Below are 23,903 nucleotides of genomic sequence, written 5' to 3'. Positions count from 1 at the left end.
ACAGTATCTTCTTTCATTATTACGATTAAGGAAAACTAATTCTTACGAATTACTTTTCAGCAACGATAACAACCTTGAGGGTTGACTTAACGTCTGGGTGTAAAGAAACAGTGATTTCGTATTCACCAACTGATCTTAATACACCTTCAGATAAACGAACTTCGCTCTTCTTAACTTCAACACCTGCTGCAGTGATTGCATCAGAAATGTCACGAGTACCGATAGAACCGAATAATTTACCTTCATCACCTGCTTTAGCAGCAATAGTAACGGTTTCTAAAGCATCGAGCTTAGCACCGCGTTCCTGAGCAGCAGCTAAATCAGCAGCTAACTTCTTTTCTAACTCAGCGCGCTGAGCTTCGAACTTAGCCAGGTTTTCCTTAGTAGCCATAACGGCCTTTTTCTGAGGGATAAGATAGTTACGAGCAAAACCGCTCTTAACCTTAACCTTATCACCGAGACTGCCTAAATGAGCAATCTTATCAAGAAGAATAACTTCCATTACCTTTCCTCGGTTAAATAATAAAAAATAGAGTTAGGCCTTACTTAATCTTACTAGCAGTGCTATGTAAATCAGTGTAAGGTAATAAAGCCAAGTAACGTGCACGCTTAATAGCTACAGCAAGCTGACGCTGATACTTTGCACTGGTGCCGGTGATGCGGCTTGGTACAATCTTGCATGATTCAGTGATGTAGTTCTTTAAGGTTGCGGTATCCTTGTAATCGATTTCATCTACCTTTTCAGCAGTGAAACGGCAGAACTTGCGACGACGAAAATAAGCCATGTTGTTTACTCCTTATTCAGCATCAGCAGCTACAGCAGCTTTGTTTTCAACACGTTCTTCACGGTTGTCACGAGCATTGCGGTGAGCTTCCATTGACTTCATGATTGGTGAAGGTTCAGTGAAGGCCTTCTTTACGCGAGTGATGAGGTAACGAAGAACAGCATCGTTGTAACGGAAACGGTTTTCGATTTCATCAATTGCAGACTGTTCAGCTTCTACGTTTAAGAGAACGTAGTGAGCCTTAGAAAGCTTGTCGATGTGATAAGCGAGTGGACGACGACCCCAGTCTTCACGACGGTTGATCTTACCACCAGCGGCTTCAATGATGCTAACGCAACGGTCAGTCATGCTAGCAACCTGTTCTGACTGGTCTGGATGAACCAGGAACACAATTTCATAATGACGCATTTAAATGCCCCTTACGGTTATTTAGCCTCTTAGATTCCGGTCGCATCTTTAAGGCAAGGAACGAATTTATATGACCGGTAAACGGAGCGAATTATATAGATTTATTAACGAATTAGCAAGCGAAAATTTGAACAATCCCAAGAATATCCGTCATACGCCTTCCGTTTTCATATCAGCATGCAGTCCGTGAATTATCATCCGTCACGCAGTGGCATGACCATATTAACCGCTGTATTTTCAGTTTAGAAAAGGAAGGTCGAAAAATTTTATAACGGCTTCCCAAAACGGATACTCCGAAATTCTATTCAAAACAGCCCTAAACTATAATGAAGATTAAGCAGAACAGTCTGCGTATTCTTCAGTTGAACCGCATACAACAAGCACAAAGCATCATGCTGAAGCCGAATCTGACTATATTCCCCATCGGAGTTAATCATGAGTTTTCATATATTTAAAAACATTCCGCATTCGTCTATTCCCAAGGACAAGGACGGTAAGACGATAGATGTGCGTGAATTCAATATTTTTAAAATACTTCTCATAGTATTCATTACCCTGGTAAGCTATTCACTGCCGGTAATCTTTCCGCAGACTTTTCCGTTCACCCCGGTACAGAACATCACCATGGCCATATTCATCGCCGCCGCTCTGATGTGGATACTCGAACCGATGCCTGTATATGCGACATCTCTGGCCATCATCGGCTCCCTGTGTCTCTTTGCTTCAGACGGGGCCATTACGCCTATTAAAAACTATCTTAAATCAGTTGATGGAGAACACCTGCTAAGCTATAAATCTGTATTCAACAGCTTCAGTTCTCCGGTTATCATCCTGTTCCTCGGCGGTTTTGCCCTGGCAATAGCCTCCACCAAGTACAAGCTGGACATCAACCTTGCGAGAGTACTGCTGAAGCCGTTCGGTAAAAAGCCTTCAATGGTTATGCTCGGTGTAATGTGCGTCACCGGTTTTTTTGCCATGTTCATGAGTAATACAGCCACCACCGTTATGATGCTTGCCATGATGGCTCCGGTATTTGCCTCTGTTTCGAATGAAGACAAAGGTATCAAGGCGCTGATACTGTCCGTTCCATTTGCGGCCAACATTGGCGGTATCGCCACTCCTGTAGGCACGCCTCCTAACGCAATCGCACTGGGATTTCTGCATGGAGAACATGCCGTAAGCTTCATGAAATGGATGCTGATAGGTTTTCCGCTTGCAGCTCTCTGCATATTCTTAACCTGGATACTTCTCAGAATGCTGTTCCCTTTCCAGTCCAGGGAAATAACTCTCGACATAAAGAGCCGCTTCAATACCGATTGGAGATCGATTTTTGTATACATATGTTTCGCTGCCACCATCCTGCTGTGGATGACAGAAAAGCTTCACGGGGTTAACAGTTACATAGTTGCCATTCTGCCTCTTATTGCCTTTACCTGTACTGGCATCATCAAGGCACCTGACATTAAAACCATGAACTGGGACGTAATCTGGCTTATTGCCGGAGGTATCGCCATCGGCAACGCCCTGGAAAACACCGGCCTTGCAGTCAAACTGGCAAACATGATTGATTACAGCAATTTCTCAGGCATTATGATTATCGGTATCATAGGTTTGACCGGATGGGTGCTGTCCAACTTTATTTCCAATACGGCCGCAGCCAACCTGCTCATTCCTATCGCCGTTGCCGTGCTCTCAAGTCCGAGCATAACTACCGGCATCGATATTTCATACTCACTGATATTCATTGCTCTGACTCTCTCCTTTGCCATGACTCTGCCAATCAGTACTCCGCCTAACGCCCTTGCTTATGCTACCGGCAAAATTGAAAACAAAGACATGATTAAGGCCGGAGGCATCACAAGCGTAATGTGCATGGTGCTTTCATTCATTCTCCTTTTCATCATCAGTAAAATCTGATGCTGAATCAGGATAAAAGAAAGGCTCCGTACGGAGCCTTTCTAATTCTTATCAGATAACTGAATAATTTACTTTGTCTTAAGCATTCTCTGTCTTAAAGCTTCGTATAAGCATACGCCTGTTGCTACTGAAACGTTAAGACTCGTAACCTTCCCAAGCATCGGAAGCTTAACCAGCTGATCGCAGTTTTCTCGGGTAAGTCTTCTCATTCCCGTATCTTCTGCCCCCATTACCAGAGCCAGAGGACCGGTAAGATCAACGTCGTAAATAACCTTGTCGGTTTCGCCGGCAGTACCGATAATTCTGATAAATCTTTCCTGAAGTTCCTTCATGGTTCTGGCAAGATTGGTAACATAGAATACAGGTACGCTTTCAGCGGCACCGCAGGCAACCTTCTTGGCAGCAGCGGTAAGAGACGCGCTTTTATCCTTGGAGGTAATCAGAGCATTCACGCCTGCCCCGTCACAGCTTCTAAGGCATGCACCGAGATTATGAACATCAGTAACATTGTCAAGAATGAGCAGAAACGGATTTTCCACCTTATCAAGAAACTCGTTCAGTTCGTAGTCACCAAGAACCTTGGCGCTTTTCACTCTGGCAACGACACCCTGATGAACACCGCCGAACACCTTGTCATCAAGTGTCTTGCGGTTAACCTGGTTAACAGTGATTCCGAGAGAGTTGAGAGCAGATACCACTGCATGAAGTCTTGCATCATCACGTCCCTTGAGAACATAAACCTCAATGATTCTTTCTGGCTCAGTCTCAATAAGGGCACTTACGGCATGAACACCGTATACATATTCATTTTTACTACTCATAAATTCTCCGGAAATAAAAGCGGGACGCAGATGGTATATTTCAAGAAACCTTCTGTCCCTGCATGGCGAAAACAACGCATCACTGTTAATACATATCTGTGAAAAACATCAGCGTCTTCTTATATATGCAAATCCTCTAATCAGTAACGGAAATTTACAGGAAGAAGGACTTGCATATATATAATCCGCCGGTCAGAGAACTGGCCGGCGGATTACGGTCATACCATCAATTCAAGTGGTAATCAGTATTCAGAATATTACTTCTGAAGTACTTCGTAAATTGCCTTGCATAAAGCATCGATGTTAGAGGTGGTGATACCTGCAACACTGATACGGCCGTTACCTACCATGTAGATACCGTAATCTTTCTTTAAGGTTGCAACCTGTTCAGGAGATAAACCTGAGAAAGAGAACATACCGTACTGGGTATTGATGAAGCTGAAATCTACGGCACAGCCTAAAGAATTAAGCTTTGACACGAAAAGTTCACGCATGTTCTTGATACGGTCACGCATTTCAGCAACTTCGGCAACCCATTCAGCACGAAGTTCAGGGTTTGACAGAACAGTGGTAACAATCTTTGCACCGTGAGCTGGAGGATTTGAAATGTTGGCACGTACTGCAATCTTAACCTGAGAGAATACGCGGTCAGCAGTTTCCTTATCAGCAGAAACAACGGTTAAAGCACCGATACGTTCATTGTAAAGACCGAAGTTCTTAGAGAATGAACTTGCAACTAAAACTTCCTTGTTGTACTTCAGGAAAGTACGGATACCGAAAGCATCTTCTTCAATACCGTTACCAAAGCCCTGGTAAGCGAAATCAAAGAATGGAAGAAGCTTGAGTTCAGCAACGAGCTTAGCGAGTTCTTCCCACTGAGCAGCGTTTGGATCCATACCTGACGGATTGTGACAGCAGGCGTGAAGTAATACTGCATCGCCGGCTTTGGCATTCTTGAGATCTGCCTTCATACCTTCGAAATCAAGAGCACGGGTGTTCTTGTCGTAGTATCTGTACTTAGCGGTTTCAAGACCAGCCTTGCCGAATACCTGGAAGTGGTTAGCCCAGGTTGGATCGGAAATCCAGATCTTGCCGGTTACGTTCTGCTGCTTTAAGAAATCAGCACCTACTCTTAAAGCACCGGTACCGCCTGGAGCCTGAGTAGTACGGGCACGATCTGAAGCGATAACTTCGCTGTCAGCACCGAAAACCAGTTCTCTTACGAGCTTACCGTATTCAGGAGTACCAACGATTGGCAGATAGCTCTTGGTGGTTTCTTCCTTAAGAATGATTTCTTCAGCCTTCTTAACACACTTAAGAATAGGAGTTACGCCTTCATTGGTCTTGTAGATACCTACACCGAGGTTAATCTTATCAGTACGTGGATCATTCTTAAATTCTTCGGTTAAACCAAGAATAGGATCTGCAGGAGCTGCAACGATTTTTTCAAAAAACATGTTTATACCCTTATAAATAGGAAATACCTGTGTTATTTTTTCTTTCGACTGAAGTCATACTATGCTGATGCCGGTAAAGCTTATTTATGCATTGAAACATAAGGCTGAATGTACCGTTCAAAGATGACACTCAAAAAATTGGTGATAATTATATCACAACATAAAAAACTGTGGGAGCAATGTCATAATTTCATCAAAAATTTTTATCCTGATTAATGCAGTTTTACATTCGTTTAATCCCTACGTCGGGCTGACCGGAATTACGGATTCAGTGATTTGAGGCTTTTACAGGCTCTTTTCTAAAAATTGAGATATTCTTTTCACTTTCATATCATATCTTCATTATAAAAAAGCTCCGTTTCATCTTCTGAAACGAAGCTTTCATACAATCAGACAAAACATGTAATTCGAAACAGTATCATACTTTACAGACCAATTTTTCTTCTCTTCACAGGCTTTGCCGCAACCTCACAAAATCTGTTGAACTCATCAGTTCAGTAACAATATCCTCTGATGAAACAGCCGCAGGGATACAGGATGATTGCGGCTGTCGATGTATACGTGAGATTCCTCCTGTTACTGTTTCAGACCTTTACTTCCGGCTCTTGAATTCCTGCGGTTTAAAGCAGGCTTTCCGCCCTGTGTCTTCTTTCCGGAAGCTGCCGGTTTTACCGTACTCTTAGATTTAGATTTCTTTGTTCCGCTCTCTGTCCCGGTCTTAACCTTTTTGGTAATACTTGCATGTGGAGCGGCCTTAACCCTGCTAACGCTCACAACGGATTCCATAAGTTCATCATCAAGCTTGTCGACATTATTCCATATGGCCATGGATTTTCTTACAGCCTGATTGACTGACTGATTGTCAACAGCATCGGTTCCCTGATACTCGCCTACGGTCTTTCTGGCCTCCTCGTTGAGGGAAACTCTGTTTTTACCGAAAGTTCCCGGTGCCGGAATCATGGTAATCTTGCCGTCATCCGTATTAACGGAAGTTATGACCACGGTTATGGTTTCGCCCAGTCCAACGGAAAAACCGGATCTTTCCGCAACAAGACGCATTGATGATTCATCGAAGGTCATAAAGTTGTTCTTGGAAATTTCCGATACATGAATCATACCGTCAACATTGAATTTTTCAATTTTCACGAACAGCCCGAAGGAAGTCACGTTAACTACCACCCCCGGCAGATTCTTGCCAATGAATTTTTCCATGAACTTGGCCTTCAGCGCCATTTCTACTTCCCCGCTGACCTTGTCCGCACGGCGTTCAGTGGTATTACATGACTCTGAAAGTACAGTCAGTTCAGGCAGTTCGTACTTTTTGGCTCCGAGCGAAGTTGCCAGACTTGAGGAAAACATCCCGTTTTTACCTAAAAGATATTTGATTTCACGATGAAGCTGCAAATCAGGGTATCTTCTGATTGGAGAGGTAAAATGCGCATAATGCCCCAGCGCCAGACCGAAATGGCCTTCATTTTCAGGAGTGTAGGTAGCAAGTGCCAGTGAACGAAGCATCATAATCTGAAGAACGCTCTGATAAGGATTACCTTCTATCTTCTTTGCAAAAGCCGCATAATCACTGCTTTCCGGAACCTCACCGCCGTCAAGGCTCAGACCATACATGGCAATAAAGTTTCTGAATGCGGTCACCTTCAGCGAGGCTGGCTTTGGATGGACACGGAAGAGTGTGAACCCTTTGCTTTTTTCCACGAAATCGGCTGCACACACGTTGGCGGCAATCATACATTCTTCGATAAGCATATGTGCATCATTGCGCACCACAGGAAGGATATCGGTAATCTGCTGATTTTCATCAAACACGAATCTTACCTCACTGCCTTCAAACTCAATGCCTCCGCGATTGACTCTGTTCAGTTTGAGTTCCTTGTACAGATCATAAAGATTCAGGAGATCCTGCTTCAGAGGAACTATTTCAGGATCAGTCACCTCCTCTCCGCTGAGAACTGATGCCACCTGAGTATAGGTAAGTCTTGCATGGGAATTCATTACCGCAGGATAGAATTTGTATTCTCCCAGTTCTCCGCCCTTTTTCACCAGAACTTCACATACCATGCAGAGTCTGTCCACATGAGGATTCAGGGAACACAGACCGTTTGACAGCTTTTCAGGAAGCATCGGCACCACGTAATTAGGGAAGTAGATTGAGGTTCCTCTGTGCTTTGCCTCGTTGTCCAGAGGAGATCCGTTACGCACATAGAAGGAAACGTCGGCTATGGCCACAAACAGTCTGAACCCGCTTCCCTCCCTGCGACAGTAAACGGCATCATCGAAGTCTCTGGCATCCTCACCGTCAATGGTTACCAGAGGCAGTTCCGTAAGATCAACACGCTTATTTTTATCCTTGTCCTTTTCAAGCACCTCGTCAGGAATATTGTCAACCTGCTTTTTAACCGCCGTATTCCATTCGTGAGGAATACCGTTGTTCAGAATGGCAATCTGAATTCTGCTGTCAAGACGGGCACCGTCTTTAAGATCGTGCTCAACCTCAACGATATAACTGCCGGTGGTGGAACGTTTCACGATACGGCAGATAACAATACTCCCCATCCCGATGCCATCGACATCGGATAGTTTTCTGAACGAAAAATGGCGTCCGCCGAAACGTGGATCCTCCGGATAAAGCACGGCATGATCCTTGGTTTTGCGCCAGCGGCCGAGAACAAGATTATGCTCTTCGACAGTGGAAACGTAATATGCTATTCCGGTTCTGCGGTTATACAGGCATTCAACCTTATCACCGTGAAAAACGGAGTTATCAGGCAGATAAAGAATACAGCTTTCCTGATCTTCAGTTTCAAGCTTGTTGGAATAGTAAACAACGTCAATTTCCGGAATTTTTTCGTATTCGATAAACACCTTTCCGACACGTTTTTCCAAAGCGTCAGCCGGAAGCATAATTGACTTGTCGCCCAGAGCAAGCGGAGTAAGTACTCCGTTTTCTACCATTGTCTGCCAGATTTTCTTTATTAATCTTAAATCACAGGAAACTGATGAATTCTGCTTTATGATAATTTTCTTCAGCGAATTAAAGTAATCGCGGTCCGTACTGTTAAGAACATCCTGTGATAAAGCGATATCCTTTTTCGCCTTTATAATTGTTCTTTCGGCGGCATAAACAATAAGTTCACCTAATTCGGCATTTTCAGCGTCGCCAGTAACGGTATCAGCCGGTAGTTTATCCTTTATTTTATCTTCTGAAGAAACAGATTTTTTTTCTGACTCAGACTTCTTTTTTCCGGCCTTTACCCGTGATTTTCCGCTTTCTGATGACTGTTTCCTGTCGAACTTGTCCGCCGCCTCAACTGAATTGGCCACACTTTCCCCGAAATAAAGTGAAAGCAGATCGGTTACTCCGCTGTCGGGCAGATTATTTCCACTATTGTTTTCCGGTCTGTTTTTAATTATTTTTTTCTGATTGTCTTCTTTAACTTTTGCTTCTTTCTTATTGGATTCTTTTTTCACGCTCATGCTGTTCTCTTTGATTATTATTAAGTTGTAAATACAGACATGTCTTACCGATGACATGCACACGGGGTGAAATCATGATTTCATGCCTTCAGCACGTTCCTTTTGTTATTCAAATCATGACAAAGTTATAAATCCGGTCAAAAACACACCGCTGTCCCGGCCGTTGAATAAAATTATAAAACCTGATGACATTGCCTGATTAAACAGAAAATCACCAACAAAAACAGGAAACCATGATAAAAAACGAATGGCTCTCAGAGAAAAAGTAAAAAAATTGTGGATACGAATCTTAATAATCAGCAGAAACGCTCAGGCAGATAAAGACAGTATATACTATCTGTCGTAAAAATAGTCGCTAATCCTAGCAGATTATTTCGCATCTGTCATGAAAAAATTATTAAACAACTCTGTATCACATAATGTATACTTTCTGAAAACTCAGTCATAAATAAAAGGAACAAATAAAAATGCTGAAAGATCTGCTGTTATTTTCCTGCCTGACAACGTTGTTGCTGATAACAGGATGCGGCTCAAAGGAAGTCTGTGAATTTACCTACAACGAACCTTACTCAAGGACAATGAACGGTCATAATCCGTATCACTTCAAAGGTGCGACATTATCTCATCCTAAAACAGGTGCGAGACTTGTATTTTTTTCAACACTGGCGGACTGGTCAGAAATCTACAACAATCCTTTTTTCGAAGCCGCTGTATCACAGGATATGGAAATAGCTGACAAGGATGAAAACAGATATCACCTCGTTTTAAAGCAGGACAGGAACAAGAATTTAATCATATCCCATTATGATGACGGTGAAGTGTTCGGTTACGGATATACCACCTCGGCTGAATTTCTTGTGGACAATCTTCTGAACCACTGCAACGATCTTATCGACCAGCACGTCTACTAATGGTCAGTACAGGCTGCAATGTTAATCAACATATTCGCAGAAGAGGATTAAAATTGCAGCCGGATAAACATAATCCGTTCATATCACCGGCGTCTTTTTCAGCTTCTGTAATTCTCTGTGAATACATCCGCAAAAACAACAAACCGTATCCGACTGTTGTTGTATCTGACGTGAATCGTACCTTATGCTTATAATCACGTATTCCGCATATCACCCGGAGTACACTCTCTCGTGCGTCGATAAAGAAGATGCATGCCCAGACACGATTTTTGGAGATCAATCAATGACGTCTTATAACTTTTTCTGTCCGACAAGGGTTATATTCGGATGCGGTGCCCTGAACAGAATGCATGAACACAAGTTACCGGGAAAAAAAGCACTGCTGGTAATTTCCAACGGCAAGTCCACCATTGTAAGCGGTTCACTTGACAGAACCAGGGAACAGCTCAGACTGGCAGGATGTGAAGCAGTTGTATTCAACGGTATCGGAGCCAATCCGTTAAAGGAAATGGTGGAAGACGGAGCCAGAGCTGCAAAAAGCAACGGCTGTGATTTTGTGGTAGCTCTTGGCGGGGGTTCAGTAATGGACGCGGCCAAAAACATTGCCATGCTTGCCACCCAGCCTTCAGAAGATCTCTGGGACTATGCCTTCGGTGAAACCGGCAAAGGACTCCCTCTCGTAAACGAACCTCTTCCGTGGGTAGCCATAACCACTTCCGCTGGAACAGGGTCTGAAGTTGACGAAGCCGGTGTAATCACCAAAACCGACACTCATGAAAAAATCGGAGTCGGCGGATATGACTCAATGTTTGCCACGCTGGCAATAGTTGATCCGGAACTGATGGTTACCGTACCGCCGAAATTTACCGCCTATCAGGGATTCGACGCTCTCTGCCATTCCCTTGAAGGATATATCTCCTGCCGTCACAGTCTCATGAGCGATATGGTTGAACGTTCCGCTATTGAAAAAATAGGCAAATACCTGGCCAGAGCCGTGAAAGACGGCAATGATATTGAGGCCCGTGAAGCTGTGGCCTTCGCCAATACCATGTCCGGTTACTCCATGCTCTGCGTGGCATGCTCGAGTGAACATTCCATGGAACATGCCATGAGTGCATATCACCCTGAACTGCCTCACGGTGCAGGCCTAATCATGCTGTCAAAAGCCTACTTCCAGTTCTGGATCGATAAGCATGTCTGTGACGAAAGATTTATAGACATGGCCAGATTTCTTGGGATGAACGATGCCGACAAGCCGCAGGATTTCATTACTGCTCTGGTAAAACTCCAGGAGGAATGCGGTGTTGCCGATCTTAAAATGTCTGATTTCGGCATCAGAAAGGAAGAATGCATGACTCTCGCGAAAAACGCCAGAGCCACAATGGGCGTTCTGTTTGCCTTTGACCCGGCTGAAACAACCGATGAGGAAATTGCCGGTATTTTTGAAAAAGCATACCGTTAAACTTTTTTCAGAATAACAAACAGGTCTGAGGAAAACTCCTCAGACCTGTTTTCATGACGATCAGGTTTTACGTTTCAGGATTAGAAACTTTCAAGAGCCTGCTTCAGATCTTCGATAATGTCATCGATATGTTCAATACCGATTGATAATCTGATGGTATTAGGCTTAATACCGTGTTCAAGCAGTTCAGTTTCATTAAGCTGTGAATGAGTGGTTGAGGCCGGATGAATAGCAAGAGACTTTGCATCACCGACATTAGCCAGAAGTGAGAACAGCTTAAGAGAGTCAATCACCTTTCGTGCATCATTGATGTCGCCGTCAATTTCAAAGGTAAAGATTGAACCTGCTCCGTTAGGATAATACTTCTTGTAGAGTTCCTGCTGCTTTGCATCAGTGGTTACTGAAGGATGGTTAACCTTAAGAACCTTAGGATGACTGTTAAGGAACTGAACAACCTTAAGAGCATTTTCCACGTGTCTTTCAAGACGGAGAGACAGTGATTCGAGTCCCTGAAGGAACAGGAATGCGTGGAACGGAGACAGTGTGGCACCGGTATTTCTCAGGAATACTGCACGAGCCTTCACAATATATGCGGCTCTGCCTGCAACCTTGGTGAACACAACACCGTGGTATGAAGGATTAGGTTCAGTAAGAGACGGATACTTACCTGAAGCTTCCCAGTCAAAGTTACCTGAATCCACAATCAGACCACCGAGAACGGTACCGTGGCCGCCTATGAACTTAGTGGCGGAATGAACGACAATATCGGCACCGTGTTCAATAGGTCTGAATACTGACGGAGGAGTAAAGGTGCTGTCCACGATTAAAGGGATCTTGTGTCTGTGGGCGATTTCTGCCAGAGCTTCAATATCAGCAACATCTGAATTAGGATTGCCTAAGGTTTCAGCGTATAAGGCTCTGGTGTTTTCATCAATGGCAGCTTCAAAAGCGGCAAGATCACCAGGATCCACAAACTTGGTCTGCACACCGTAATTAGGAAGAGTATGAGCCAGAAGATTAAAGGTGCCGCCATAGATGTTTGAGGCAGCAACCACATTCTGACCGCCACTTACGGCAGTAAGGATGGCATAGGTGATTGCAGCAAGACCGGAAGCGGTAGCCAGAGCACCCACACCGCCTTCAAGAGCGGTGATTCTCTGTTCCAGGACATCAACGGTAGGATTGGTCAGTCTGCCGTAAATATTGCCAGGATCTCTTAAAGCGAAACGATCTGCGGCATGCTGTGAATCGTTAAATACGTATGATGAGGTTAAGTAAATAGGTACCGCTCTTGCACCGGTAGCACTATCTGGTTTTTCCTGACCTGCATGTAACTGTAATGTTTCAAACTTGTATGACATCTTTATCTCCTTACGGTTCATTCTGAGATTCAAACTGTTTCCTGTGCCTACCATCAACTTAATCAGACTGACCGTAAGTTTCCTGATAAAGCACTTCTCATGTATTTCAATTATTTCTTCTTATTATTCGGACAGGAAGCCAGAATGTCTTTTTTGTTTATTATGTTTATTTATGACTATCTTATTTGAATTAACGTGCAGAAAAACTTCCACTTTAAATCATTCCGGACTTCCTTTATCCGTAAACCTTTCGTGTTGTGCAGGAGTTTTTTATTGTTTTGTTTATTATCTCCTTATTTCCTACTCAACCAATAGGTTTAGTCATACTATACAGAATATTACATAGTAATGCAATAGGAATTATATAATTTTTTTCAAAAATTTTTCATCATTCTAAAAAGAAATCACTGCAATCCCTTGATTATCAAGGCGTTTAGCAAATTTTATCCATTAAATTTTTTTTTGCGTAACATCATTTATTTTCAGAAAAATCCCGATTTTTTAATCAAAAAATGTTAATTCACTATATTTCTGGTATGAAATAAGAAATATCATTTTCATGTCCTCAGCTGACCCCGATTAATATATAAGATATTCTGAATTCATGTTTTCCTGACGTATCCATTTTCTATTACCTCATCCCGCCTCACCGGACATATCCATACACCTGACTTTTATCTGCCTGTTCAGTAACACATTAATCAGAGACGTTTTATGGTAAACTGCAGGCACACACATGACCCAAAGAAGAGAAAAGGCTAAAATAACGACACATTACACATATTTAGGGTAATATTTATACAAACAGCCGTAAAATCACAAAAAAACACAAAAAATATTTGACTTAAAAAAATCATTCTGTAAAATAGCCCCTGTTGCCCAGATAGCTCAGTCGGTAGAGCAGGGGATTGAAAATCCCCGTGTCGGTGGTTCGATTCCGCCTCTGGGCACCAGGCAAATGTGCCGGCTTAGCTCAGTAGGTAGAGCAACTGACTTGTAATCAGTAGGTCAACAGTTCGATTCCGTTAGCCGGCACCATCAGTTATCTTTCTAACGACTCTAATGCCCAGATAGCTCAGTCGGTAGAGCAGGGGATTGAAAATCCCCGTGTCGGTGGTTCGATTCCGCCTCTGGGCACCATTCTCTTACACATCAAAAAAGCTCAAACCAAATCAAAAACACAATGCATATTTGATTTTGTGCATATTGTTCATGTTTTTTATTGTTTAAATGTAAATTTGGTATAAAATCTTAAACACATAGAACTATGAACATTTCTTCATGAAAATATAATAATTACGAGAATCCAATGACAGATAATCAGATTGACACTCAGAATTCCGAGAATACAGAAAAACTTAACTACAAGACACTTGAACAGGCTTTTTCATTAGGCAACGGACAGAATACCGCTCTTAACTGGCTTATGGAAACAAAGCAGACCGTATCAGTTTTTTTGGTCAGTGGCATAAAGCTTGAAGGTGTTATCAGCGGACACGATCAGTACAGCATGGCTTTAACCGATGCCAGCGGAAATCAGCAGCTTATCTACAAGGCTAAGATTTCCACCATCACCATTGCAGGCAGTGCCGAAAAGCCGGCTCACAGAAACAACTTCAGACAGAATAATCACAAACCTCAGAGAAATTATCAGAACCAGAACTAATCTGATGTCTGTTAGATTCTTTTCCGGTCGTCCGATGCGGCTGGATTTTAAAACCCGAACCTGAAGTTCGGGTTTTCTTGTTCTACGGTGCCCTGTCATTTCAGAACACACCGCACTTACTGAAATTCGGGGATACCGTTTATCACCTTTATGAGATCGAATCCACCGTTAATCGCAGCCTCATATCCGAAATATGAATCCTCAAAAACCGCACTTTTATGAGGATCAGCCCCGAAAGCTTCGGCAACCTTCAGAAATGTATCTGGATGAGGCTTGTGATTTTTTACGTCATCAGCAGAAACAATAACTTTTATATAATCTTTCAGAATGGTGTGATTCACGATATATTCAACATTGGAACGCAGCGTCCCCGTCCCTATTCCCATGTGAATGTTATGCTCTCTGGCAAAATTCAGAAGCTCCAGCATCACGGGGTATACTTCCACGTTTCTGATGTTTTCAAGATAGTTGCGGGTCTTGATTGCTGCAAGTTCATGGGGATCATCAAACGGCAGATGATGTTCATCAATCAGGATTCTGGCAATCTTATGACTTGGAACCCCGCCGTGTCTGTACATCCATTCCCTGTCGGGCACAAAACCGAAAGGAGCCACGGCCTTGACCCAGGCTCCGTAATGAAAAGGCATGGAATCCACCAGTGTACCGTCAAGATCAAACACCAGACATTCATATTTCAATAATTTTGCAAAATCCATCATTCCACCCTGTCATCTGTCAACTGTCATATGCCACTCATCAGTAATATATAACTCTGACGAATGCGAGCCTATTCTAACAAATTAATAGTTAACATCAACGAACAACACTCTTTATACTTAAAATCATTGTCTCGGAGCCTGCAATCTCAGTATAATTGAGAACAAAAAAGCTGAGGGAATAACCATGAGACACATCTCTGTTGACACTGTTATTATCGGTGCCGGCACTGCTGGAATGCTGGCCTACAAGGCGGCAGTTGAAAATAACGCGGACACAATCATTATCGAACAGGGTCCTTTAGGCCCCACCTCAATAAATTCAGGATGTGTACCTTCTCAGCTTCTTCATGAAATGGGCAGACAGTATTCAGCCAACAGCACTCCGATGCTTACCATGACACTTTACGGAAAATCACCGGACAAGCATCTGGACAGAAGTGACATTCTCAATACCGTACGAAATGAGAAAAGAGCTTTTCTTGATCAGTACATCAAGGAATTCTATACCATTCCCGAGGACTGCCGTATTATGGGAAAAGCCTTCTTTGTTGACCCTTACACCGTTGCCATTGAAGGAACTGACACCACCATTTCCGCCAGAAGTTTTGTTATTGCAACAGGATCAAAACCCTACGTTCCCGCCAATCTGAAAAAAATCGGAAACAAGATAATAACCAGCGATGAACTTTTTGAACTGAAGGAACTGCCTAAGAGCATTGCCATATTCGGTACAGGAAGCATAGGACTGGAACTTGGGGAATACCTGACCAGACTAAACGTTAAAACGGCTATATTCGGCATGGGAGAAATAGGCCACCTGACAGACCCCAAGGTTGCATCAGCAGCTCTCAATGCCATCAGAGAAAGAGTATTCATCGTACCTTACGGACATTTCACAACCATAGAGCAGAACAACGATTCCGTTGTTATATATTATCTTGATGAAAGCGAACACGAATGTTACCTGAAGGTTGACTGTGTACTCTGCGCAACAGGACGAATACCGAATCTTGACGGACTGCAGCTTGAAACAGCCGGAATACAGCTTGATTCGATGAACTGTGCCTACTGCAATGAAAAAACACTTCAGACCAGCGTTCCCCATATATTCATAGCCGGAGACACCACATCAACAAGGAACAATCTGCAGAAGGCTTTATACCAGGGAAAAATAGCCGGGAGCAATGCCGCCACATACCCGCGTATAACCCAGACATGCGACATGCCTCATCAGGACATTACCTTTACCGATCCGGAAATAACCGTAACCGGACTGTCATTTGAAGAAGTTAAACAGAGAGCGAGATGCGGACACAAGTTCATTCTCGGTGAAAGTTCAACCGCAAACAATACCACTTCAGTCATCAAAGGATACAAGCACGGACTTGTTCACGTGTATTTTGACAGGGAAACACAAATGCTGCTGGGAGCTGAAATATGCGCTCCCTATGCACAGCAGATGTCTCAGTTTATTTACAGTGCGCTGTTCAATCGGCAGACTCTTGACGACCTGATAGGATACAACTTCTATCACCCTTCTGCTTTTGAAATGCTTACCGAAGCGTTTGAAGACGCCAAAAAGAGTTTTAAGCTTTTTGAACCGGTAATTTAAAACAGGCTGTTATTCAAATTCAAAGCCTTTTATTACTCAGACAGATACCTGTACAGATTCGCCAGTCTCTGAAGACTCTGCTGATTACTGTTCTTTTCAGCCTGAGCCGTTGCATATTCAAGTTCAGCGACCATATTGTCTCTTGCGTTGCTGATTCTTGCCGACACAATGTCTCTGTATACCTCATCATATCCCAGTGGCAGAGGATAATCCTCTGAATAGAGGTAATCCATCATGGCGGTGCGAAGTCTGCCTGAGGCTCTGGCAATATGTGCACATACTTCATCTGCAGACAGAACATCCCGGTCCTTCTCGAACCACTCAGACAGTTCTGCAAACATTGATTCAGTACTTCTGTATTCATCTGAAGCAAGAACATCCTCAGATTCATTTTTAATACTGCTTTCAAGGTTATCCATAAGCATGAGGTATTCTGCCGAATCGGTTCTTAAATACGCAGAAGATTCCGCATGAAGCTTCTTTATCTGCTCGAAATCAGTTTTGAGTTCTCTGGCAATGGACGTATTTATTGCCGAACTTACCGTATAACAGACAGCTCCGTTAACAGGAAGTACCAGAGGTTTTATCTCCTTTACTATACTGATTCCGAGTACATATTCGGATGTCACCATTACCGGTGTAAAAATAAAAAAAGAATCCTCACCTATACCCAGTATAATTTTTCCGGATGATTCAGCCGTATCCAGAACAAGGGATTTATTGACAAAATAACTGAGAAGCTTTGGGGCCTTAAGATACAGATCCTTAAAAACAGCATACATGCTTCTGATGTATCTGTTATCGGTGTTTCCCGTTTCAGCTCCGAGCTTCTTTATATTATTCCATGCCTGTGGATAATAAATTCCCTTCAGTGAAACCGCGGCATGAACAATACTTTTAAATGAAGTTATTCTTTTGTTTTTCAGCACGTTTCTCATCTGCAGATTACACAGAAGTTCCCTGAACATCAGATAGGCTCTTTTTCCGGAAAAAACCAGACGTTCGTGATTCTTTATAATCATTGCAAGTCTTTCTGCAGCTGCCGCCGGATTCAGGCCGGTTTTCCTTACGGCTTCAATGCAGTCGCAGTCGAATGAAACAGCATACGTCGGAGACGGGCATATGCCTGCAGGAGGCGTTACCACAATTCTGCTCTGAGAAAGAATCTCAGCATTTTCTGGATTTACGGAAATTATATCCACACACCATGGATAATTATCGCGATTAAACGGAAGAAGATGAATTAATAACATAATTTAAACTGTGGCAATCAGGTGATTATTCTTATTTAATCTGAACGGAGTAGCCGGTAATTCAAAGTGAATTATATTTGAACTGGTTGGTCTCGGGATCGTACTCGAAACCGGCATCTTTCAGTTTCTTCTCGAGTTCTTCCCTGTTAATTTCGTATGTGGCACAGAAGCTGTCCAGATCATGATCATCAAAATCGCGAAGTTTCATGTTTACCATGGACAGTAAAATATAAGGATCCATTTTTGACAAGTTTTCAAAAGCCATAATAACCTTCTTTCAAAATCTGATTTTAAATTACGTTAAAACTGACGCAGGATGTGTTATTCCCTGGCTGACAATAAACGTTTTTCAATGAGCCGATAACAAATTACGGCTATTATACTATGTTTTCTGCACCAGAGTTTTTTTGCTTAATTTATCTCTGATTAACGGACTGAATTCATCATGATAATAAAAACCCGTTATCAATCCGGTGATCAATAACGGGTTCAGATTATTCACGATTCATTCCAGAATTAAACCAGACGTCCGTGACAGTTCTTATACTTCTTTCCGCTTCCGCAAGGACAAGGATCATTGCGCCCCACCTTGTGGTCAGGATCTGAGAAAGCCGCATTCATCTTTTCGATTTCCTTGGCCTTGGATTCAGCTTCGTCATTAAACTTCTTTTCAGCTTCATCAGCCAGTTCCTGACGCTTCTGTTCCATTTCATCAATTTCCTGAACCTTAATCTGGATGCAGCTGAGAATTCTGATTACCTGATACTTGAAGTTCTCCATCATCTCAGTGAACATACGATAGGATTCAAGCTTGTATTCCTGCTTAGGATTACGCTGTGCGTAACCTCTTAAACCGATACCCTGACGGAGATAATCCATTGAAGCAAGGTGTTCCTTCCAGAGAGTATCAAGAGACTGCAGCATAATGTTGCGAATCAGCTGACCGGCTCTTTCCTCTCCGATAAGCAGCTTCTTCGCTTCAAATACATCCTTTGCCTCATCAACGATCTTTGAACGGATGTTTTCCTCAATCAGCTTCTCATCATTATCAATCCAGCTCTGAATAGGTAAATCCAGGGCAAATTCATTCTTGAGCTTTTCAGTAAGGCCAGGAACATTCCAGGTTTCAATTAAAGAATTAGGACTGATGAATTCATTGATAACAGAGTTGTAAACATCTGAACGAATCATGTCGATATTACCCTGATCAACCTTGCCGTCGAGCAGGGAATTACGTAATTCGTAAATTACCTTACGCTGTTCATTTGCTACATCGTCGAATTCAAGAAGGCTCTTACGCAGGTCAAAGTTTCTGGTTTCAACCTTACGCTGTGCATTTTCAATCGCTCTGGACACAAGCTTGTGACCAATAGGCTCACCGCGTTCCATCCCGAGATGCTTCATAACGGTCTTGATTCTGTCTGAACCGAATCTTCTCAGCAGATCATCATCGAGAGAAAGATAGAAACGGGAAGAACCTGGGTCACCCTGTCTGCCTGAACGACCACGGAGCTGATTATCTATACGGCGTGATTCATGACGTTCTGTACCGATGATATGGAGACCGCCGGCAGCTACAACAGCATCATGACGCTTCTGCCATTCATCCTTAACCTGCTGAATCTGTTCAGGAGTTGGATCGGTGAGAGCGGCAAGGTCCGCATCAAGAGAACCGCCGAGTACGATATCAGTACCACGACCTGCCATGTTGGTTGCTATGGTTACTGTACCAGGACGACCTGCCTGAGCAACAATCTGAGCTTCCTGTGCATGGAACTTGGCGTTAAGAACCTGATGCTTGATATCGAGCTTGGTCAGATACTGAGACAGCTTTTCGGAATTTTCAATTGAAATTGTACCTACAAGAACCGGACGGCCTTTACCGATTTCAGACTTGATATCCTTCACAACAGCTTCAAACTTTTCTTCTTCAGAACCGTAAATAAGGTCAATCAGATCTTCACGAATCATCGGCTTGTTTGTAGGAAGCACAACTGTTCTTAAGTTATAAATCTGCTGGAATTCGTATGCTTCGGTATCTGCAGTACCGGTCATACCTGCAAGCTTTTCGTACATACGGAAGTAATTCTGGAATGTAATGGAAGCAAGAGTCTGGTTTTCATGATGAATTTCCACACCTTCCTTGGCTTCAACGGCCTGATGAAGACCGTCACTCCATCTGCGGCCGATCATGGTACGGCCAGTGTGTTCGTCAACAATGATTACTTCACCGTCTTTAACGATATAATCCACATCCTTTTCAAAAAGTACGTGAGCACGCAGTGCAGCCATCACGTGGTGCAGCAGGGTAATACTTGCACTTGAATACAGTGTCTGGTTTTCAGGAAGAATACCTGCCTTCTGAAGCAGTTCCTCAACATGAATCTGACCGTTTTCAGTAAGATAAGCCTGCTTGTTCTTGAGATCACGTGTATAGTCACCATTGCCGTGGTAATCGTCAGAATCTTCCTTTTCCTGTTCTACAAGTTCTGGAATAATCTTGTTCACAGCCACATAAAGATCGGAACTGTCTTCTGCAGCACCGGAAATAATCAGAGGAGTACGAGCCTCATCGATGAGCACTGAGTCCACTTCGTCCACCAGAGCATAGAACAATGGTCTCTGAACTCGCTGTTCAGGAATATAAGCCATGTTATCTCTGAGGTAGTCGAAACCGAATTCATTGTTGGTACCGTATGTTACGTCACAGGCATATGCGGCACGCTTTGCTTCCGCATCCATTCCCGGAATGTTACATCCCACTGTCATTCCGAAGAACTCAAAAAGAGGACGACACCAGTCACTGTCACGCTTGGCAAGATAATCATTTACTGTAACAACATGAACGCCTTTACCGGTAAGTGCATTGAGATATGCAGGAAGAAGTGCAGTCAGAGTCTTACCTTCACCGGTCTTCATTTCAGCAATCTGGTTTTCATTGAGAACCATACCGCCCATCAGCTGAACATCAAAAGGTCTGAGTCCGAGAACACGCTTTGAAGCTTCTCTTACCAGGGCAAAAGCCTCAGGAAGAATCTCATCAAGAGTGCTGCCGTACTGTTTCTTTCCGTCAGCTTCAAGCTTTAAACCTTCAGCCACGCGCTTTTTATAATTCTCTGTATAGGTTTTGAAATCCTCATCCTTAAGCTGTTTGAACTGAGGTTCTAAACCGTTAATCTTAACAACAACCTTATTTAATTGCTTAACTATACGATCATTGCTGCTGCCAAAAATTTTTGTAAGTATTGTCTGAAACATTATTCTAACCAGTTATTTTTATAATTCATCCGTATACAAACGTTTTTTACACATATGGTTCTGTATTTTACAGTAATACATGCTGTTTGTCTTAGCATAATTCGTCAGTAATGGGCTACTGCACACTATATAAATGGATTCTCTCTGTCAATGCCCAAGTTAAAAAAATCTGAATGCTATATTTTAAATATGTTATGCCTTGCGTTTTTTCAATGACATACTCTTTTAAATTTACAAATATATGTTAGAGATCTCATTTTTACGTATGCACAATCGTAAAAATTCCGAGACCGGAGAACTTAAATTACATGAGAGAATCCTGTTCCGTCCTTCGAAACAGAACAGGATAATGATTCACACGTTAAATAAGTGACCTGATAAAATCTTCCACGTCACTCATGTCGGCCGTAGGTTCAAAACGGGCGACAACCTGACCATTTCGGTCTATTACGAATTTGGTGAAATTCCACTTAATATCCGATTTTTTATCCCATTCCGGATCTGCTTCAGCCAGCATTTTTTCAAGAAGAGGTTTCAGTTTGTGTTCATCAAAACCGGCAAATCCCTTCTGGGACTTAAGATAGGTATACAGAGGAAGCTCATCAGGTCCGTTGACATCGGCTTTCTTCATCTGAGGAAAGGTTGTATTGAAATGCAGAGTACAGAATTCATGTATTTCATCATCAGTCCCCGGTGCCTGACCACCGAACTGATTACACGGGATATCAAGAATCTCAAGTCCCTTCTCATGATAATTTCTGTAAAGCTGTTCAATAGGCTCATACTGAGGGGTGAAACCGCATCCTGTGGCGGTATTTACAATCATAATCACCCTGCCGCGATAATCATTGAGATTCAGCTTATCACCCTTGCCGGTAGTGATAACGTAATCATATATCATTCATTTTCTCCTTAATATGTTAATTGAATTCAGACCTTAACAACAAAGGTCACAACAGACAATTATGTTATTATATAAAAAACATATCAGAACATTCCTTCGAACATTCATAATACATAATAACATAAACATATTTTTGAAATACTGAATAATTATATTACTGTGAAAACGAACGTTTTCCGTCTATAAAAACCAAAACTTCAGAATTTTATCTTCACCTGTAAAAAACGAAGTCGTGTACTTTCCTCAAAGGACACGACTCTGAAAGAAGGCTTTACGTCAGGGTATACCACGCAAAGCCTCATTTTGTCACTTATATTTAAAAAGTATTTTTAAAAAAAGAAAATAACTTTATCCAGACAAAAAGAAGAAATCCCTGTATACCCAAAGTGACTACAAGAAGTCCGCTGATAATTACTGTTTCAATAGAAGAAAGATTGGATAAGGCCCTGTTGATAAGTTCATAAGTACTGAACATCATATCAAACGGTTCCATTCCTATTCTTACCGCAATTTTAAATAAAAACATCCCCATGAATAAACCGAACACCTGAAGAACTATATTGGCAACTATGGAGCTGAATGAAAGCAGTCTCAGGAACTCAGGTGCTCTTATATCATCAAGCATTTTTTTTACTTTTACCATTGCCATAAAGTTTACCACCACGGCAAATATCCCCAGAAATGAAACAAGGTATGTGGCCAATGTAATAATCAGACCTCCCATCATCCATGATTTCACATTCTCCACATCATGATTTACCTGTGCAGATACAGTAACACTTTTACTTCTTTTGTTATGATAATCATTATTGTACATACAGCATTCTCTCCTTTATTTAAATAATTACCTGTTCCTGTTCATACCTGCGGTTCATCAATCCTCATAGAAGGAATCCATGGTAAAAATTTATATTTCTTTTTCTGCTGTTAACCAAACAATAATCAGTTAACGCACACTTTTTATTAAAAAGTTTTATATTCTATACAAAAATAAACAAAAATCAAAAAATGTTTTTTAGAACTCAGGGCATACCGCAAAAAACCACTGTAATTATTGAAAACATTAAAAAAAACAGGGAGGCTGTGTCCAGCCTCCCTGCAATATAATTTTTATATACTTTCAAACCTTTTAATAGTATGCCTTCAATGCCTTATGCAATCTCAACCAGGCGTACAGCATGTATAAACTGATTAAAATAACAGCCACAGTGCATAATAACATCACTCCAATTTCCAGTCCGCTTAATCCCTGGAAAACAAAATCATAGACATCACCATCCTCACTATCAGACGAATGATCGAGAGAACTAATAAAGCCTTTCATCATCAGAATAATCATAATTACCTGCACTCCTATTGAGGCCCAGTATGTGTAGGCTGTACCGGCTGCAAATTTTCTGTTTTCCTCAGAATTGACTCTGGTAAAAAATTTTTTTACTTTTGAAAGTCCGATCAAAGTAAACACCAGAGATAAAATGCCGAGTACTGTTGTTGCATCAAGCATTGCAAGAATTACACTTGCAACATTTGACCAAAGCCCCATATGCATGAAAACAGAACAGTTCTGGGCTTCAACACGAATTGACGCCTTTTCTCTTCCGCTCGGCTGAAATCCAAATCTTTCAACATTTCTTAAATTATTCTCTTCACAGGGAAAAGGATTGGAATACTCCTGCTGACCGTTTCTCTCAACACGATTTTCGTTGTTGCGATAATCTCTATTGTAACCGTCATTCAAATCTCCGCCTCTCACTGTTTATTCTCCAATTCAAATGCAAATAAAATGAGGGACACATTACAACCGCCTGCCATGTTAAACATACAGGCCGTTTTCTCTGTTATTCCGCATGCATACCTATATCTGACACCGAAGCCATAAT

The 23,903-nt window shown here is 42.2% G+C and carries 19 protein-coding genes and 3 tRNA genes; 8 read left to right on the top strand and 14 right to left on the bottom strand.

Annotated elements, in window-relative coordinates:
* Nucleotides 1-49: 49 nt before the first annotated feature.
* Genes rplI through rpsF form a run of 3 tightly spaced genes read right to left on the bottom strand, consistent with a single transcriptional unit; the run spans nucleotide 50 to nucleotide 1,193 of the window.
* Nucleotides 50-502, bottom strand: a complete 453-nt coding sequence (gene rplI, locus BMY80_RS01150; RefSeq protein WP_031578439.1) for a 50S ribosomal protein L9 — start codon at nucleotides 500-502, stop codon at nucleotides 50-52.
* 40 nt (nucleotides 503-542) lie between these two features.
* The gene (rpsR, locus tag BMY80_RS01145; RefSeq protein ID WP_031578438.1) at nucleotides 543-785 is read right to left on the bottom strand and encodes a 30S ribosomal protein S18; all 243 of its coding nucleotides are present in this window, start codon (nucleotides 783-785) and stop codon (nucleotides 543-545) included.
* Nucleotides 786-797: 12 nt separating this feature from the next.
* Nucleotides 798-1,193, bottom strand: a complete 396-nt coding sequence (gene rpsF / locus BMY80_RS01140) for a 30S ribosomal protein S6 (protein ID WP_031578437.1) — start codon at nucleotides 1,191-1,193, stop codon at nucleotides 798-800.
* Nucleotides 1,194-1,628: 435 nt separating this feature from the next.
* Between rpsF and BMY80_RS01135 the strand changes: the two genes are divergently transcribed.
* Nucleotides 1,629-3,110, top strand: a complete 1,482-nt coding sequence (locus BMY80_RS01135) for an SLC13 family permease (RefSeq protein WP_093140124.1) — start codon at nucleotides 1,629-1,631, stop codon at nucleotides 3,108-3,110.
* 68 nt (nucleotides 3,111-3,178) lie between these two features.
* On the opposite strand, the gene rlmB is transcribed toward BMY80_RS01135, so the two are convergent.
* The 3 genes from rlmB to rnr form a co-directional block, all read right to left on the bottom strand.
* Nucleotides 3,179-3,931 carry a 23S rRNA (guanosine(2251)-2'-O)-methyltransferase RlmB gene (gene rlmB, locus BMY80_RS01130; protein WP_031578435.1) on the bottom strand — a complete coding sequence of 251 codons (753 nt, stop codon included), beginning with the start codon at nucleotides 3,929-3,931 and terminating at the stop codon, nucleotides 3,179-3,181.
* Between the two features lie 257 nt (nucleotides 3,932-4,188).
* Nucleotides 4,189-5,388, bottom strand: a complete 1,200-nt coding sequence (locus BMY80_RS01125) for an amino acid aminotransferase (RefSeq protein ID WP_031578434.1) — start codon at nucleotides 5,386-5,388, stop codon at nucleotides 4,189-4,191.
* A 576-nt stretch (nucleotides 5,389-5,964) separates the two neighbouring features.
* Nucleotides 5,965-8,877, bottom strand: a complete 2,913-nt coding sequence (rnr, locus tag BMY80_RS01120) for a ribonuclease R (protein WP_177178456.1) — start codon at nucleotides 8,875-8,877, stop codon at nucleotides 5,965-5,967.
* Nucleotides 8,878-9,344: 467 nt separating this feature from the next.
* Here rnr and BMY80_RS01115 point away from each other — a divergent pair, with 467 nt between their 5' ends.
* Together BMY80_RS01115 and BMY80_RS01110 are read left to right on the top strand one after the other, a co-directional pair.
* Nucleotides 9,345-9,788, top strand: coding sequence for a hypothetical protein (locus tag BMY80_RS01115; protein ID WP_093140119.1), 444 nt, complete (start codon nucleotides 9,345-9,347; stop codon nucleotides 9,786-9,788).
* 283 nt (nucleotides 9,789-10,071) lie between these two features.
* Nucleotides 10,072-11,250, top strand: coding sequence for an iron-containing alcohol dehydrogenase (locus tag BMY80_RS01110; RefSeq protein WP_093140116.1), 1,179 nt, complete (start codon nucleotides 10,072-10,074; stop codon nucleotides 11,248-11,250).
* A gap of 80 nt (nucleotides 11,251-11,330) precedes the next feature.
* Here BMY80_RS01110 and BMY80_RS01105 read toward each other — a convergent pair whose 3' ends face one another.
* Nucleotides 11,331-12,611 (bottom strand): O-acetylhomoserine aminocarboxypropyltransferase/cysteine synthase family protein, encoded by a 1,281-nt coding sequence (locus tag BMY80_RS01105; protein ID WP_218140303.1) that lies wholly within the window; start codon nucleotides 12,609-12,611, stop codon nucleotides 11,331-11,333.
* A gap of 877 nt (nucleotides 12,612-13,488) precedes the next feature.
* Here BMY80_RS01105 and BMY80_RS01100 point away from each other — a divergent pair.
* From BMY80_RS01100 to BMY80_RS01085, 4 genes are all read left to right on the top strand, one after another.
* Nucleotides 13,489-13,564, top strand: a tRNA-Phe gene (locus BMY80_RS01100).
* Nucleotides 13,565-13,573: 9 nt separating this feature from the next.
* Nucleotides 13,574-13,649, top strand: a tRNA-Thr gene (locus BMY80_RS01095).
* 26 nt (nucleotides 13,650-13,675) lie between these two features.
* Nucleotides 13,676-13,751: transfer RNA gene (locus BMY80_RS01090), tRNA-Phe, on the top strand.
* A gap of 169 nt (nucleotides 13,752-13,920) precedes the next feature.
* A complete protein-coding gene (locus tag BMY80_RS01085) occupies nucleotides 13,921-14,277 on the top strand; it encodes an RNA chaperone Hfq (protein ID WP_093140114.1) in 357 nt (118 codons plus the stop codon).
* A gap of 116 nt (nucleotides 14,278-14,393) precedes the next feature.
* Here the strand turns inward: BMY80_RS01085 and BMY80_RS01080 are convergent, their stop codons facing one another.
* Nucleotides 14,394-14,993: an HAD family hydrolase gene (locus BMY80_RS01080; protein ID WP_177178455.1), complete on the bottom strand. Its 600-nt coding sequence runs from the start codon at nucleotides 14,991-14,993 to the stop codon at nucleotides 14,394-14,396.
* Between the two features lie 187 nt (nucleotides 14,994-15,180).
* Here BMY80_RS01080 and BMY80_RS01075 point away from each other — a divergent pair, with 187 nt between their 5' ends.
* Nucleotides 15,181-16,608: an FAD-dependent oxidoreductase gene (locus tag BMY80_RS01075; RefSeq protein ID WP_093140108.1), complete on the top strand. Its 1,428-nt coding sequence runs from the start codon at nucleotides 15,181-15,183 to the stop codon at nucleotides 16,606-16,608.
* 32 nt (nucleotides 16,609-16,640) lie between these two features.
* On the opposite strand, the gene BMY80_RS01070 is transcribed toward BMY80_RS01075, so the two are convergent.
* The 6 genes from BMY80_RS01070 to BMY80_RS01045 form a co-directional block, all read right to left on the bottom strand.
* Entirely contained in the window at nucleotides 16,641-17,861 is a 1,221-nt protein-coding gene (locus BMY80_RS01070) for a hypothetical protein (protein WP_093140105.1), read from the bottom strand.
* A gap of 61 nt (nucleotides 17,862-17,922) precedes the next feature.
* The gene (locus BMY80_RS01065) at nucleotides 17,923-18,126 is read right to left on the bottom strand and encodes a DUF4250 domain-containing protein (RefSeq protein WP_093140103.1); all 204 of its coding nucleotides are present in this window, start codon (nucleotides 18,124-18,126) and stop codon (nucleotides 17,923-17,925) included.
* A gap of 251 nt (nucleotides 18,127-18,377) precedes the next feature.
* The gene (gene secA / locus BMY80_RS01060) at nucleotides 18,378-21,119 is read right to left on the bottom strand and encodes a preprotein translocase subunit SecA (RefSeq protein ID WP_093140101.1); all 2,742 of its coding nucleotides are present in this window, start codon (nucleotides 21,117-21,119) and stop codon (nucleotides 18,378-18,380) included.
* 361 nt (nucleotides 21,120-21,480) lie between these two features.
* Nucleotides 21,481-22,020 carry a glutathione peroxidase gene (locus BMY80_RS01055; RefSeq protein WP_031578423.1) on the bottom strand — a complete coding sequence of 180 codons (540 nt, stop codon included), beginning with the start codon at nucleotides 22,018-22,020 and terminating at the stop codon, nucleotides 21,481-21,483.
* Between the two features lie 319 nt (nucleotides 22,021-22,339).
* Entirely contained in the window at nucleotides 22,340-22,840 is a 501-nt protein-coding gene (locus tag BMY80_RS01050) for a hypothetical protein (protein ID WP_031578422.1), read from the bottom strand.
* Nucleotides 22,841-23,152: 312 nt separating this feature from the next.
* Nucleotides 23,153-23,776, bottom strand: a complete 624-nt coding sequence (locus BMY80_RS01045; protein WP_031578421.1) for a hypothetical protein — start codon at nucleotides 23,774-23,776, stop codon at nucleotides 23,153-23,155.
* Between the last annotated feature and the right edge of the window lie 127 nt (nucleotides 23,777-23,903).

Origin of the sequence: Ruminobacter amylophilus (genome assembly GCF_900115655.1) — a bacterium.
GTDB lineage: Bacteria > Pseudomonadota > Gammaproteobacteria > Enterobacterales > Succinivibrionaceae > Ruminobacter > Ruminobacter amylophilus.
This window is presented reverse-complemented; position numbering and strand designations above follow the sequence as displayed.